13 protein-coding genes and 1 pseudogene are annotated in these 14,520 nt (G+C 49.6%); 2 read left to right on the forward strand and 12 right to left on the reverse strand.

Going from position 1 to position 14,520, the window contains the following annotated elements:
* Positions 1–35: 35 nt before the first annotated feature.
* On the reverse strand, positions 36–926 hold the full coding sequence (gene prpB, locus AABJ99_RS18110; protein WP_032302517.1) for a methylisocitrate lyase: 891 nt from the start codon (positions 924–926) through the stop codon (positions 36–38).
* Positions 927–1,164: 238 nt separating this feature from the next.
* On the opposite strand from prpB, the gene prpR reads away from it, so the two are divergent.
* A complete protein-coding gene (gene prpR, locus AABJ99_RS18115; protein ID WP_039021050.1) occupies positions 1,165–2,751 on the forward strand; it encodes a propionate catabolism operon regulatory protein PrpR in 1,587 nt (528 codons plus the stop codon).
* Positions 2,752–2,848: 97 nt separating this feature from the next.
* Here the strand turns inward: prpR and yahO are convergent, their stop codons facing one another.
* Positions 2,849–3,124, reverse strand: coding sequence for a DUF1471 family periplasmic protein YahO (gene yahO / locus AABJ99_RS18120; protein ID WP_000691948.1), 276 nt, complete (start codon positions 3,122–3,124; stop codon positions 2,849–2,851).
* 184 nt (positions 3,125–3,308) lie between these two features.
* Here yahO and yahN point away from each other — a divergent pair, with 184 nt between their 5' ends.
* Positions 3,309–3,941, forward strand: a complete 633-nt coding sequence (yahN, locus tag AABJ99_RS18125) for a LysE family transporter (protein ID WP_039021049.1) — start codon at positions 3,309–3,311, stop codon at positions 3,939–3,941.
* A gap of 16 nt (positions 3,942–3,957) precedes the next feature.
* On the opposite strand, the pseudogene AABJ99_RS18130 reads toward yahN, so the two are convergent.
* From AABJ99_RS18130 to yahI, 10 genes and pseudogenes are all read right to left on the reverse strand, one after another.
* A pseudogene (locus tag AABJ99_RS18130) lies at positions 3,958–4,198 on the reverse strand (hypothetical protein).
* Positions 4,199–4,570: 372 nt separating this feature from the next.
* Positions 4,571–5,386: a hypothetical protein gene (locus tag AABJ99_RS18135; RefSeq protein WP_001353421.1), complete on the reverse strand. Its 816-nt coding sequence runs from the start codon at positions 5,384–5,386 to the stop codon at positions 4,571–4,573.
* A gap of 242 nt (positions 5,387–5,628) precedes the next feature.
* Positions 5,629–6,678, reverse strand: coding sequence for an NADPH-dependent aldehyde reductase YahK (yahK, locus tag AABJ99_RS18140; protein WP_039021048.1), 1,050 nt, complete (start codon positions 6,676–6,678; stop codon positions 5,629–5,631).
* A gap of 86 nt (positions 6,679–6,764) precedes the next feature.
* Entirely contained in the window at positions 6,765–7,721 is a 957-nt protein-coding gene (locus AABJ99_RS18145; RefSeq protein WP_000750346.1) for an ABC transporter permease, read from the reverse strand.
* Entirely contained in the window at positions 7,718–8,689 is a 972-nt protein-coding gene (locus AABJ99_RS18150) for an ABC transporter permease (RefSeq protein WP_032183379.1), read from the reverse strand. The genes AABJ99_RS18145 and AABJ99_RS18150 overlap by 4 nt, the downstream gene beginning before the upstream one ends.
* Positions 8,682–10,166, reverse strand: a complete 1,485-nt coding sequence (locus tag AABJ99_RS18155) for a sugar ABC transporter ATP-binding protein (protein WP_338387397.1) — start codon at positions 10,164–10,166, stop codon at positions 8,682–8,684. Before AABJ99_RS18155 ends, AABJ99_RS18150 begins: the two co-directional genes overlap by 8 nt.
* 48 nt (positions 10,167–10,214) lie before the next feature.
* Complete coding sequence (locus tag AABJ99_RS18160; RefSeq protein WP_001042105.1) at positions 10,215–11,198, reverse strand: autoinducer 2 ABC transporter substrate-binding protein; 984 nt, start codon at positions 11,196–11,198, stop codon at positions 10,215–10,217.
* A 253-nt stretch (positions 11,199–11,451) separates the two neighbouring features.
* Positions 11,452–11,862 (reverse strand): ASCH domain-containing protein, encoded by a 411-nt coding sequence (locus AABJ99_RS18165; RefSeq protein WP_332219027.1) that lies wholly within the window; start codon positions 11,860–11,862, stop codon positions 11,452–11,454.
* A 296-nt stretch (positions 11,863–12,158) separates the two neighbouring features.
* Positions 12,159–13,541, reverse strand: coding sequence for an amidohydrolase family protein (gene yahJ / locus AABJ99_RS18170; protein ID WP_039021047.1), 1,383 nt, complete (start codon positions 13,539–13,541; stop codon positions 12,159–12,161).
* A 9-nt stretch (positions 13,542–13,550) separates the two neighbouring features.
* Complete coding sequence (gene yahI, locus AABJ99_RS18175; protein ID WP_039021046.1) at positions 13,551–14,504, reverse strand: carbamate kinase family protein; 954 nt, start codon at positions 14,502–14,504, stop codon at positions 13,551–13,553.
* Between the last annotated feature and the right edge of the window lie 16 nt (positions 14,505–14,520).

The raw sequence follows: 14,520 nt of genomic DNA on the forward strand, positions 1-14,520 counted from the left end.
CATCGGTTGTCGAATACAACCAACGGGCGTTTGTTTTATTTCGTCTGGCTACGGGCAAACAGGTCGTCGAGCTTCTCTTCGTACTGGTAGTAGTTGATGCTTTCATACAGCTCGTTGCGGGTTTGCATGGTGTCGATGACGCTTTTCTGCGTGCCTTCCTGGCGCAGGACGTTGTAGACATGTTCAGCGGCGCGGTTCATGGCGCGGAAAGCAGAAAGGGGATACAGCGCCATTGCGACATGGGCGCTGCGTAATTCGTCGGTGGTAAACAGCGGCGTGGCACCAAATTCAGTAATGTTGGCAAGGATCGGCACCTGCACCGCATCGGCAAACTGGCGGTACATGGCAAGTTCGGTAATCGCCTCCGGGAACAACATCTCGGCACCCGCTTCAACATAGGCCTGCGCACGCTCGATCGCCGCATCCAGCCCTTCAACCGCCAGCGCATCGGTGCGCGCCATGATCACAAAATCAGGATCGGTTTTCGCATCCACCGCCGCGCGGATCCGATCCACCATTTCTTCTTTTGAAACGATCGCTTTGTTCGGACGATGTCCGCAGCGTTTTGCTCCAACCTGATCTTCAATATGTAAGCCCGCCGCACCGGCTTTAATCATCGATTTCACGGTGCGGGCAACGTTAAAGGCCGAAGAGCCAAAACCGATATCCGCATCCACCAGCAGCGGCAGCGAGCAGACGTCAGTGATACGACGAATATCAGTCAGCACATCATCAAGAGTAGAAATACCGAGATCCGGCAACCCCAGCGAACCTGCCGCCACACCACCGCCGGAGAGATAAATCGCCTGATATCCGGCACGCTGCGCCAGCAGCGCATGGTTGGCGTTAATGGTGCCGACAATCTGCAATGGATTTTCTTTAGACAGTGCAGCGCGAAACGCTTTACCTGGAGAGTGTAGAGACATAGCCCATCCTTTGTTATCAACTTGTTATTTACGTTGATAAACTCAAAGCAAGGGGTGTGCCACAATTACCTGGATGAAATTAAATGTTTTATTTCAATTTGTTATAGATAAAGCCATGAAGTAATCCGCAAATATGCGTTTCAGTTAACGTTTCAGGCAATGTTTCACTGCGTTTCATTGCAACAATTATGAAACAAGACTAAACCCAATATTCGGTTTCTTAACTTTGCGGTGCGCTATGGCACATCCACCACGGCTGAATGACGACAAACCGGTTATCTGGACGGTATCTGTAACGCGGCTGTTCGAGCTATTTCGCGATATCAGCCTCGAGTTTGATCACCTGGCAAACATTACTCCTATTCAGCTTGGCTTTGAAAAAGCGGTGACCTACATCCGCAAAAAACTGGCCAGCGAACGCTGCGACGCCATCATTGCCGCTGGCTCTAACGGTGCGTACCTGAAAAGCCGCCTGTCGGTACCGGTGATTCTGATAAAACCGAGTGGCTACGATGTGTTACAGGCACTGGCAAAAGCTGGAAAACTCACCTCTTCTATCGGCGTTGTCACCTATCAGGAAACCATTCCGGCACTGGTAGCGTTTCAAAAAACCTTTAATTTGCGCCTCGACCAACGTAGCTACATTACCGAAGAAGACGCACGTGGGCAGATTAACGAGCTAAAAGCCAACGGCACCGAAGCGGTGGTCGGCGCGGGGCTGATTACCGATCTGGCGGAAGAAGCCGGAATGACCGGAATTTTTATCTATTCTGCCGCCACCGTGCGCCAGGCATTTAGCGATGCGCTGGATATGACGCGCATGTCGTTACGCCATAACACTCACGATGCCACCCGCAACGCCCTGCGTACTCGTTACGTGCTGGGCGATATGCTCGGTCAATCACCACAGATGGAACAAGTACGGCAGACTATTTTGCTGTATGCCCGCTCCAGTGCGGCGGTGTTGATTGAAGGGGAAACGGGGACGGGCAAAGAGCTGGCGGCCCAGGCGATTCATCGGGAATATTTTGCCCGCCACGATGCGCGACAGGGCAAAAAGTCGCATCCTTTTGTTGCCGTCAACTGCGGGGCGATTGCTGAATCTCTGCTGGAAGCGGAGCTGTTTGGCTATGAGGAAGGAGCGTTTACCGGCTCGCGACGCGGAGGCCGCGCCGGGCTGTTCGAAATTGCCCACGGCGGTACGCTGTTTCTGGACGAGATTGGTGAAATGCCGCTGCCGTTGCAGACCCGGCTACTGCGGGTGCTGGAAGAAAAAGAGGTCACCCGCGTCGGCGGGCATCAGCCTGTTCCGGTGGATGTGCGGGTTATTAGCGCCACTCACTGCAATCTCGAAGAGGATATGCAGCAAGGGCGTTTTCGCCGTGATCTGTTTTATCGACTGAGTATTTTGCGTCTGCAATTGCCGCCGCTACGCGAGCGGGTGGCGGATATTCTGCCGCTGGCGGAAAGCTTTTTGAAAGTGTCACTGGCGGCACTTAATGCGCCGTTTTCTTCCGCGTTACGTCAGGGATTACAGGCAAGTGAAACTGTGCTGTTGCGCTACAACTGGCCGGGAAATATTCGTGAACTGCGCAATATGATGGAACGACTGGCGCTATTTTTAAGTGTGGAACCAACGCCGGATTTAACGCCGCAATTTTTGCAGTTGCTACTGCCGGAACTGGCGCGCGAGTCGGCGGAAACTCCCGGTCCATGCTTACTGACGCCACAACAGGCACTGGAGAAATTTAATGGCGATAAAACAGCCGCGGCGAATTATTTAGGTATCAGCCGAACGACATTCTGGCGGCGGCTGAAAAACTGAAATGCCGAATCCAGCGCGAACGCCTTATCCGGCATAAATTTCAATAGATGATCACCGATAAACTTACGCATCGGGCATGTTTACATGGGGTGCAGAATTATTTCTTCTTATAAATATTTGCCGTGCCGTGGATCTTATTGTCAGTTTGACCAGAGGTCAGCACCAACACATCTGCCCCTTTTTCATCCGCTTTTTTGATCAGATCTTCTTTCGCATCTGCAGTCGACATTTCATTACTGGTTGAAATATCACCTATTTTTTCATATTGCGATGCAACTTTTTCAAATTCCGCTTTGGTCATTAATTCTGCGGCATAAACGTTGGTAACGGCAAACGCTAACGCACCGATTAACATTTTAGAGATTATTTTCATATTACGGCTCCAGAGTTGTTATCAAACTATCACCCACCCATATTATTGGGTTGATTAATAATTAGTTCAGTCAGGGCATAAACGCCAGTAACCGGAAATAAGACACTTTGTGATCTCTCTCGCATCCGATTACTTTTTGTAGAAATATGATGAAGTTACTTCACTTATTTATGGATGAAATCACATGGATCCCTTGCACGCCGTTTACCTGACCGTAGGACTGTTCGTGATGACTTTTTTTAATCCGGGAGCCAATCTTTTTGTGGTGGTACAAACCAGCCTGGCTTCCGGTCGACGCGCAGGAGTGCTGACCGGGTTGGGCGTGGCACTGGGCGATGCGTTTTATTCCGGGTTGGGTTTGTATGGTCTTGCGACACTCATTACGCAGTGTGAGGAGATTTTTTCGCTTATTAGAATCGTAGGCGGCGCTTATCTCTTATGGTTTGCGTGGTGCAGCATGCGCCGCCAGTCAACACCGCAAATAAGTACACTACAACAACCGATTAGCGCCCCCTGGTATGTCTTTTTTCGCCGTGGATTAATTACCGATCTCTCTAATCCACAGACCGTTTTATTTTTTATCAGTATTTTCTCAGTAACGTTAAATGCTGAAACACCAACTTGGGCACGTTTATTGGCCTGGGCGGGAATTGTGTTCGCATCAATTATCTGGCGAGTCTTTCTTAGTCAGGCGTTTTCTTTGCCCGCTGTGCGTCGTGCTTATGGGCGTATGCAACGCGTTGCCAGTCGGGTTATTGGTGCAATTATTGGTGTATTCGCGCTACGCCTGATTTACGAAGGAGTAACGCAGCGGTGAGCAGATAATTTACTCTCTACGTAATCAACCTGATTTGCCGAATCCCGCTCATCGGCGATGATATCCCCCGTAATGCGTGGTCCTTATTTCCGATAAGTTTACTTGAGTCTTTAGCTTCCCATTTCAGCCCACTCTCCCCTGTGTGGGCTTTTTTCATTTGTCTGCTTCAGTGAGTAGCTGGCAATGCTCCATCCACTCTGCAAGGATGATAATAAGAGGATCTGATTCAGAAGAGTTTTGAAAAATTGGACCGCCATCGAGGCCTCGAACCCCGTACCATACAACAATCCTGGTTGTCGTCTGCTCTTCCTGATGAGCTAATGGCGGTTTGTGATATGAGCCTTACAGCATATTGTCTGTCAGGCTTGAGTGCGATGCGTAAGATACAGAAAAGACCCCACACAAACATGATGGAATTATGATTTTTTTCATATGAATGTCAACCAACACATTCATAAAACACTCGCACAAGTTCACTTTTTAAGCAACATGACGCCGATCACAACAAAATATCGGCGAAAAAGGAGGGTAAATGCCATTTGACGTAGAGATAAGCAGATGAAATGATTACCCGCTTTGCGATTCACTCTCTGATGGAATAACAAATTGGAGATGGAAAAGTTTCTAAACTAAAGAGTGTAGCGTATTTTAACGTGCTTATTTACAGGATAATATTTGTCACCTAATTCCTGCACTCTATTAGATACCCATTGATTTAATCGTGCATCATCTCTGTATGTTTTCACGTTCAGAACGGAGAGCAATAACATCACTAGCGATTCAGGAAAAACAGGGTAAATATTTTTTAAGTGCAATAATAATTCATACGCAAGCGCCTGCTTAATAGGTGCGTCTGCATCCGGAATGCGCGACATTTCGCGAAGCCATTTTTCTACATGCTCACATTCTTTCCCTTCACGGAAAAGTCTCAACAAAGGCATATGGTGCTCAAGAAGAATGCATTTGCAATCTGTTCGTACTGAATCGATAAACTGCACTAATTTCTTAAGTCCGGTGAAGCGTCCGGCATGGATATTCTCTTTAATATCAAGAAACACGTCATCCTGATCATATACCCAAACGGTCCCTTTTTGATTTTCAAGTATCCGAAAAACAAACTTAATCGGGTAATCAGGGTAATCCACCCAGTCATAAACTCCAGGGAAATCATTAAACTGCACATTTATGGTAAGCGCATTGTCGGCTGCCCACTCGCAATCTCGTACGGCAGCCATGAGATAAATGAGTTTATCATCATCGACTAAATCATCACGACAATCATAAGGATAATCATAGTATTGTTTAATCAAAACCTTGAATATATCGACACAAGAAACCAGTGTACTTCTGATATCTTCAGGTAACTGATTGTTTTTAAACGTATTGTGTACGCTTTGTTTCGTATATAGCAACAAATTATTGTGCGGCGCTTTTAATGGTATCATTGCGATCTCTCTTAAATAAAAATAAACGTCGCAGATAATAAAGCCCTGATTAAACCAGGCACTATCAGAAATCGCTCATAACTAATATATGCAGCATTGTGTACTGGAGGGAATTAATTTAACAATTTGAATTTACGTTATAGATTTTACTGCTACTTTGATAGTATTTCGCCCTTCTTAACTAAAAAGTTAAGTGGAGGGCGAAATTAATATGTTAAATCATAGAGCATTTATTAATTTTTTCAGTCTGTTAGTGTGCGATTATCGATAACAAAACGATATTTCACATCACCACGTAGCATTCGCTCATAGGCTTCATTAATTTGATCGGCCCGAATCATCTCTATATCAGCCACGATGCCATGTTCGGCGCAAAAATCGAGCATCTCCTGAGTTTCTGGAATGCCGCCAATCATAGAACCGGCTATCGCACGGCGTTTCATGATCAGGTTGAAAACTTCCGGCGATTTATGCGGTGTCGCAGGCGCACCAACCAGGGTCATGGTGCCATCGCGCTTCAGCAAGGTGGTAAAATCATCGAGATTATGTGGCGCAGCTACGGTATTCAAAATGAAATCGAAACTCTTCACATGAGCCGCCATCTCATCGGCATTGCGCGAGTTAACAACTTCATCGGCCCCAAGGGCTTTTGCCGCTTCACGTTTTGACTCAGACGTGGTAAATGCCACTACATGCGCCCCCATCGCGTGGGCCAGCTTTATCCCCATATGCCCCAGACCGCCAATGCCAACCACGCCCACTTTTTTACCCGGCCCGGCCTGCCAGTGACGCAGCGGCGAGTACGTGGTGATCCCTGCACACAATAAAGGCGCCACCGCCGCCAGTTGCGCTTGCGGGTGACGAATACGCAGAACATATCGCTCGTGAACGACAATCTGTTGTGAGTAGCCGCCCAGCGTATGGCCCGGTTCGTCCGGCGTCGGCGAGTTATAGGTGCCGGTCATGTGATCACAGTAGTTTTCCAGCCCGTCTTCACACTCTTCGCAATGTTTACAACTGTCGACAATGCAGCCGACACCGACCAGATCGCCCGGCGCATATTTTTCTACCTGATCACCAACGGCTACCACGCGCCCTACAATTTCATGGCCCGGCACGCAGGGATAAACCGTCCCCGCCCACTCGGAACGGACCTGGTGGATATCGGAATGGCAGACGCCACAGTAAGCGATTTCAATTTTGACATCATGCGGTCCCGGTTCACGCCGGGTAATATCCATCGGTTCCAGCGGTTGTTTAGCGGAATATGCACCAACAGCTTTGATCTTCATTGTGTTTACTCCTGATTAGCTATATGTATTTGGCGATGACTGAAATGCCATCGCAGCAAAACGCGTCCATTGAATATAGCCAATATTTAAACCACCCGATCCAGCCCCAACATGCCGCGAGCCTGAATGAAACAGAGCAGCAACGTTCCCCATAAGGCCATCGTCAGGTAGGGGCTTATCCCGAGAATATTGAAGCCGCTTTCAATAATTTGCAGAAGAAACAGCGCCAGCACCATGCCGATTATCCGCCCGCTGCCACCGTCCGGATTAACCCCGCCGAGTACTGCCGCGAGGATTGACACCAGCAAGTACGATTCGCCATAAGAGGCCTTAGCCGAGTTGAGTTTCGACATCATCAAAAATGCCGCTACCGCACAAAGCAAGGCGGAAATGACATACACCCATATCAGCACCCGACGCGTGTTAATACCGGAGTAAAGTGTTGCTCGTTCGTTAGAACCAATCAGATAAATGGATTTACCGAGCGGCGTTTTCTCCAGCAATATCCACAGCCCCAGCGCCACTGCGGTAAACAACCACATCGGTAGCGGAATACCGAACCACTGTGCATGATTCAACCACAGCACCCATGAGGGATAATTGGCAATGGCGCTACCGCCTGTCACCAGAATATTTACCCCCTTGAGCAACGTCATCATCCCAAGCGTTGCAAGAATTGGCGACACTCGAATACCAGCAATCAATACGCCGTTACATAAACCGATTATCACCGCCGCGCCAGCGCCCGCCAGCAGCGTAGCGACAACCGTAGCAATACCCGGTGGATACTGAGTCGCCACCCACGCCATCACCAGTGAACAGGCGTTAGCGGTGGCAATAATTGACAAGTTAATGCCGCCACAAAGCATGGTCACCGCCATAGCCAACGCCAGAATGCCCAGCACGGGCATTTGCGAAGCGACGGACTGGAAATTACTTATCGACCAGAAAATCTCCGGCATAGTAATGCTGAAGGCGGCAACAGTTAGCACCAGCAGGCCGATCAAGTAAAACTCAACGTTATTACGCCACGATTTTTTCATAGCAGACTCCGGTTCTGATGCTGACTCCACGCCGTGGCGCTAATGCTGGCAACGATGATGATGCCTGTGATCAATGTTTGCCAGTAAGACGAGACTCCCAATAAATTTAGCCCGTTTTGCATCACTGCCAACAACACCACGCCGAGCAAAGTACCGGTTAACGTGCCGCGCCCGCCGAGCAAACTAGTGCCGCCAAGCACCACCGCAGCCAGTACTGTCAGCTCATAACCCAGAAGAGAATCGGGGGCGACAGTCATCACCGTCCACGACTGCACTACACCCGCAGCACCAGACATCAATCCCATATAGCCGTAAACGAAAAGTTGCAGTTTCAGCACGCTAAAGCCGATGCGACTGGCTGATTCACGGTTCCCGCCAAGGGCATAAATTTTGCGCCCTACACTGGTGAAATTCATGATAAACGCTGTCAGCAGCACCACCGTAATCATGGCGATCAGCGGCAGACCAAGGCCATAGTCATAGCCGTCAACATCGGTGTACTTGAACAACATTACCCCCTGCTCAAACCACGGCGGAAAGTCGTACAGCCACACACCTTTACTCAACCATAACAGCAGGCCATAGAAAATATTCAGCGTCGAAATGGTGATGATGATAGAAGGCACCCGTAGGCGATTAACCAGTAAGGCGTTTATTAAGCCAAGTAAAATGCCGATGCCGCCCGCCAGGGCAAACGCGACAGCAAAGTTGCCACCCATTTTTTGCAGCAACAGCACCATGCCGTATTGCGCAATGATGGTCATTGCCGGAAACGAAATATCAATCCCACCGGAAATTAACACCACAAACAAACCACAGGCGAGAATAGTCAACATGGCATAGTTATTGGCGAGATCGTACAAATTACCGAATGTCAGAAACTCGTCGCTGCGCCAGGCAAGGCCAACAAACAGCACTATAATCAGTAATGCCAGCCAGAATTCATGGCGTTTTTTCAGTTCAGCCATTTACCACCTCCGCAATCCTGGCCTGAGAACTGCTGTCAGGCAGGAAGCTATGGGTGATCTGACCTTTTTGCATTACCAAAATCCGGTGGCTTTGATACCACGCTTCTTCAATTTCATCGCAGATCATCAATACCGCAATGCCATAAGCCGCCAGATCGCTGATAATGCCGTATATTCCTGCTTTGTTGGCGATATCAACACCGACAGTCGGGCTATCGAGAATCAACAGTCGTGGCCCAATCGCCAGCCATTTGGCGATCGATACTCGCTGCGCGTTACCCCCGGAAAGCGTATTCACCGGGAGATGTGGGTCAGAGACTTTGATGGTCAATGCCTTAATTAGCCTGTCCACCAGGTCACGCACTTTAGCTTCGCTCAGAAAGCCGAAGCGATCTTTTACCTTGTGGAAAACTGTGCTGATAATGTTGTCTTCAATAGATTGCGCCATCACCAAGCCGCGCGACATGCGATCTTCCGAAACATAACCAATACCGTGGCGGATGGCGTCCTGGTTACTATGCAGTGTAACCGGCTGACCGTTGATGAGGATCTCACCAGCATCCGGTCGGGTCATACCAAACAGACTCAGACATAATTCCGTGCGCCCCGCACCAAGCAGGCCAACAATCGACACCACTTCGCCCGCTTCCACCCGCAAGTTAATATTTTGATATTCCCCATGACGACTTAAATTACGCACCTCCAGCACTGGGGTGCTGGATTTTCCCTGCCACAACTCTCGCACCTGATATTCAAACTCCTGGCCGGTCATCAGGAAACCGAGTTGTTTTGTGGTCATCTCTGCAGCCGGAAAGGTCCCGACCAGCTCACCATCTTTCAACACTGAAATACGGTCGGAAACTTCCATCACCTCTTCCAGACGATGACTGACGAAGACCACGCAGATCCCACGTTCACGCAATTGATGCACCACCTGTAATAACCCTTGCACTTCCTGATGGGTCAGCGAAGCGGTTGGTTCATCCATCACGATTAAACGTGCATCCTGCGCCAGTGCACGGCAAATTGCCACCAGCTGACAGCGGGCAATTGAAAGCTCAGAAACGAGCGTATCCAGTGGCAATGTGACGTTAATACTGGTCATTGCCGCCTGCGCCACCTCACGCAGACGACGTCGGTTAACAAACAGACCGTGGTGATAGTGATTCACGGCGATATTCTCCCAGACACTCAGGTTAGGAAATAAAGAGAGGTCCTGATAAATCACCTGAATCCCCTGCGCCACCGAAGCGGCGGGTGTCAGCTTTGACCAGTTTTTCCCACCAAGCGTAATTTCCGCCCCCTCATCCGGGCGATAAACACCGGACATAATTTTAATCAACGTCGATTTACCACAGCCGTTTTGCCCGGCAAGGCAGTGCACCTCACCCGACATAAAGTCGAGAGAAACATCGCGCAGCGCTCGCGTGGCATGAAACGTTTTGTTGATATGACGAAGGGAAAGGAAGGTTTCCATAGCATCCCCTGGCAATAAGAATCGGGGCTTTCGCCCCGAAGAAATGGATTAATAAAGTGAGTCGATATTGTCTTTGTTGACCAGTAATACCTTATGGAAACGGATAATTCGCTTATCCATATCTACGTCAGCCTTACCGAGATTCTCCATTTCTAATCCAGGTTTGATCTCTTCACCCTTCAGCAACGTGCTGGCGACGGCCGCGAGTGCGTAACCTGCAGAGGCCGGATCGTAAGTAATCCCTTCGGTGATATCACCACTTTTAATCAGTGATGCCGCCTGTGAAGGGATCATCATGCCATAGACTGCGACTTTATTTTTCGCCCGTTTCTCTTTCACCGCACGTCCCGCGCCAATCGGACCGTTTGAACCAAAGGAGACAACCGCTTTCAAGTCAGGATAGGTTTTCATCAGGTCCAGTGTGGTACGACGTGAGTCATCCACACTCTCGGCAACCGGCATGCGGCGGGTAACTTCATGCATATCCGGGTAATGCTCTTTCTGGTATTTCACCAGCAAGTCAGCCCATAAGTTATGCTGCGGCACGGTCAAACTACCCACGTAAATCACATAGCCGCCCTTGCCACCCATGCGTTTCGCCATATGTTCAACATATTCAGCGGCAAATTTTTCGTTATCAATGATTTCGATATCCCAGTTAGCACTTGGCTGACCGGGGGATTCGTTGGTCAGAACCACAATTCCGGCATCTCGCGCTTTTTTGAATACCGGTTCCAGCACGTTGGCATCGTTTGGCACGATAGTAATTGCGTTAACCTTACGGGCGATTAAATCCTCAATGATTTTAACCTGTTGCGGAGCATCAGTACTTGAAGGCCCCACCTGTGACGCATTAACACCAAAGGCTTTACCCGCCTCGACCACACCTTCGCCCATGCGATTAAACCACGGCATACCATCGACTTTAGAGATATTCACCACGACTTTTTCCGCGGCCTGGAGCGGCGCAGAAATTAGCGCAGCGCCTAATAACAGCGAAGACACCATATTGATAACAAAACGTTTATTCATCATTTCAGCCTCATTGCAGGGTAGTCAGGAAGTGTTCGCCCAAATTAGCGCGCTGGAGAGAATAAGAATTTTCGAATATTTTTATGCAGAATAAACAGCCCTATTTCAGGCAGCTATTAAAAATTTGGTTATAAATATGGACAAAACGGGCAGTAACAATAAGTGTGACAATCATCACGTAAAAAATAGCAAAATAAACAAAATTAGCGATACTTTATGTTTGTGAGCTTATTTCGCGTAGAAAAATAGTTATCTACACAATGTCAATAAGGGCATATTCTTCAAAGATAACATCCATTTCGGGTGAATAGCATCCTTCTGCCTGGAAAAAACGACGGTGTTCATTGCGCCAATATTCAAGACTGAGGTCACCTTCACCTTCCTTACGGGCAAGCTCCGCGGTGACATCAGAAAAGCGCAGTAAATGCAGGCCAATAACTCTGATAACACATACAGGCTCACCACGGCTATTTTCTACAATCTTATACTCACCAATCATCGGAAATGCGTTGTCTTCAATACATCCCGCCAGCGAACCACAGGAAGCTGTTTTAATACCAGTCGCAATCAACGTTGCGAGGTGATCGGCCAACGCTGCTGAATCGCCAAAAGTACAAAAGGAAGCATGGGGATATTTTTGTGAGATTTTTTCTTTTATGGTCATGAGAATATTTTCGCGATTACGGAAAAAAATCACATCTTAATTACTGTTGATAACCATCAGCAAGAGGATCATTGGTTTTTCTATGTTTAATCTTTTTTATCCGAAGCAGGTCACATTTATGGCTTGATAAATACCTTTGTTAAAACTCACTTTTGTGTATTTCTCTCAAATAATCCCCTGGAAATTATGCCGGGAGATTATAAAGTTCAGGATCATTCATTAACAAACCATTCCCGCCCCACTCCCTGGGGCTTAAATCTCTTACTATTCACCGTTGCAGGCGTTTCAAATTCGTATCAACCTGCCACACTCCCCCACACCAGTTGCCCTTTATGGAACGTTGCGGTTCTCGGCGAGATACGCGCCACCGCCTCGGCGGAACAGGAGGCGTCCACCAGCACAAAGCTGGCGTCATCCTGCGCTTTGGGCCAGACGCGCTCGCCTTTTTCGTTGAGCGGCAATACATCGCCAGTGGCTAAAAACAGCGAACGGGAGAGGTTCTGTTCGTTAGGGCGAATATAGAGCTGCGCGTACAGATTGGCTTTTTCCAGCATGTCGCCCAGGCCGTAAGGCGACCAGTGGTCGATAACGCTGTCGGTGCCGGTCATCACTTTTACGCCTTTGTCGTGCAGCTGTTTGAGCGGCATATGCAACGTGCCAATCGGCACCGTCGAGGCGATCGAGATTTGCTGCGCCGCCATCCGGTTCGCCAGTTCATCTACTTGTTGCTCGTTGAGGGTAGCCAGCGCAAAGGCGTGGCTGATGGTCAGCTTGCCTTTTAGCTGCGGCGTTTTCTCCACCGTTTCAACCATATAATTGATGGCTGCCACGCCCGCCGGAGTGGTTTCGTGCAGATGAATATCGACGCCTTTGTCGTAGTCCAGCGCAATCTGGAACATGGTGTCGAGGGATTTTTCCATCGCGCCATCGACACTGGTTGGGTCCAGCCCGCCAACGTAATGCGCGCCTGCCTGCATTGCTTCACGCATCAAGGGTTCCGATTTCGACAGCAGCAAACCGTGCTGCGGGAAGGCGACAATTTCACACTCGAAGCCCGCCTGACGTCGCGCCAGCACCGCCTGCAAATTTTGCAGATTTTTCAGGCCGGAAACCGGTTCGATATTGCAGTGGCTGCGGGCAATGGTGGTGCCTTTCGACTGCAATAGTTCGATCAGTTTTTCCGCCCGCTCCTGCGTGTACGGTTGTAACTCCGGCAGCATTTTCTGCTCGAGTTTGATCATGTCCTGGATGGTGGTGCCTGCCGGGCGATTGAGCGAGCGCCACGGTCCGCCGTAAAAGGTTTTGTCGAGATGAATATGCATGTCGCGAGTAGTGGGCAGCATCAGCTTACCGCCAGCGTCATAGTGCGGCAGCGTGGCGTCCGGATACTGCTTGTTCTCATGTAGCGCAACAATTTTACCGTCCTGAATCTCCACGGTCTGGCGCGCCGTGCGGGTCTGCACCGCCATGCCATTTTCATAGTCAAAACCGGTTTCCAGCAGCACGTTATCGAGATAGTAATGCGGGTCAGTGATTTTCATGGTGTTATTCGCGTCGCAGTGGGTTGTGCCAGAGACCTCCGCATGGGCGAATGGCACAGAGGTACCAAACAGCGCGGCGGCGGTGACCATCTTACCGCTCTGGCTCAAAAACTCACGACGGCTATTGTTTTCTTTCATCTTACGTCCTTACGTTTTAATAATAATATGGGTGCCCGTCTCGCCACGCAGCGCCGCGGGCAGGCATTCCGGCGTGGTGATAATCACTTCTTTGCCGCCCTGTTCTAAAAATGTCAGGCTGGCGATGATTTTTGGCAACATGCTGCCAGGCGGGAAATGCCCTTCCTGCATATAGCGGGTCATGGTGGCAACATCCACCCGATCGAGCGCCTGCTGCTGCGGTTTGCCAAAATGAATACAGACTTTTTCGACACCAGTGGTGATCACCAGAATGTCGGCGTGAATTTCGCGGGCCAGCAGCGCGGTGGAGAGATCTTTGTCGATAACCGCGTCCACGCTTTGGTAATCTCCCGCGTCAGTACGCACCACCGGAATTCCGCCACCACCCGCACCAATCACCACAAACCCTTGTTGGATCAGCGCTTTAATGGCAGGTGCTTCAACAATACGTTTCGGTTCCGGCGAGGCGACCACGCGGCGATAGCCGCGTCCGGCATCTTCAACAAAACGCCAGTCAGGGTTTGCCTTTTGTAATTCGTTACGCTGGCTTTCACTGAAGAATGCGCCAATGGGCTTGGTGGGGTGAGCAAATCCCGGATCGTTTTTATCCACTTCCACCTGAGTCACCACGGTGACGGCTTTTTTCTCGCCGTGGCGCGCCAGCCGATTGTTCAGCGCCTGTTGGATCAAGTAGCCAATGCCGCCTTGCGTATCCGCCACACAGTTCGCCAGCGGCGTTAAGGGCAGCCCTTCGCGCTCGTGGGCAATCTCCGCACGGCGTAGATCCAGCCCAACCTGCGGCCCGTTGCCGTGGGTCAGCACAATGTCGTAATCGGAAGCCAGCATTTCCAGCACCGTATCGGCGACGGCCTTCACCGCCTCCGCCTGATGCTCAATCGACTGGCTGGCGTTATCTTTGATAATGCTGTTGCCACCAATGGCAACGACCACAAGCTCTTTCATATTGTTATGTCCGCTA

Source organism: Escherichia coli (assembly GCF_036503815.1).
Classification (GTDB): domain Bacteria; phylum Pseudomonadota; class Gammaproteobacteria; order Enterobacterales; family Enterobacteriaceae; genus Escherichia; species Escherichia coli_F.

Excerpts from the sequence above, each read along its gene's own strand:
- AABJ99_RS18165 (WP_332219027.1), bottom strand. The coding sequence starts at position 11,862 with ATGACCATAAAAGAAAAAATCTCACAAAAATATCCCCATGCTTCCTTT.
- yahN (WP_039021049.1), top strand. The coding sequence starts at position 3,309 with ATGGATCCCTTGCACGCCGTTTACCTGACCGTAGGACTGTTCGTGATG.
- AABJ99_RS18155 (WP_338387397.1), bottom strand. The coding sequence starts at position 10,166 with ATGGAAACCTTCCTTTCCCTTCGTCATATCAACAAAACGTTTCATGCC.
- AABJ99_RS18145 (WP_000750346.1), bottom strand. The coding sequence starts at position 7,721 with ATGAAAAAATCGTGGCGTAATAACGTTGAGTTTTACTTGATCGGCCTG.
- AABJ99_RS18150 (WP_032183379.1), bottom strand. The coding sequence starts at position 8,689 with ATGGCTGAACTGAAAAAACGCCATGAATTCTGGCTGGCATTACTGATT.
- AABJ99_RS18135 (WP_001353421.1), bottom strand. The coding sequence starts at position 5,386 with ATGATACCATTAAAAGCGCCGCACAATAATTTGTTGCTATATACGAAA.
- yahK (WP_039021048.1), bottom strand. The coding sequence starts at position 6,678 with ATGAAGATCAAAGCTGTTGGTGCATATTCCGCTAAACAACCGCTGGAA.
- yahJ (WP_039021047.1), bottom strand. The coding sequence starts at position 13,541 with ATGAAAGAAAACAATAGCCGTCGTGAGTTTTTGAGCCAGAGCGGTAAG.
- prpB (WP_032302517.1), bottom strand. The coding sequence starts at position 926 with ATGTCTCTACACTCTCCAGGTAAAGCGTTTCGCGCTGCACTGTCTAAA.
- yahO (WP_000691948.1), bottom strand. The coding sequence starts at position 3,124 with ATGAAAATAATCTCTAAAATGTTAATCGGTGCGTTAGCGTTTGCCGTT.
- yahI (WP_039021046.1), bottom strand. The coding sequence starts at position 14,504 with ATGAAAGAGCTTGTGGTCGTTGCCATTGGTGGCAACAGCATTATCAAA.
- prpR (WP_039021050.1), top strand. The coding sequence starts at position 1,165 with ATGGCACATCCACCACGGCTGAATGACGACAAACCGGTTATCTGGACG.
- AABJ99_RS18160 (WP_001042105.1), bottom strand. The coding sequence starts at position 11,198 with ATGAATAAACGTTTTGTTATCAATATGGTGTCTTCGCTGTTATTAGGC.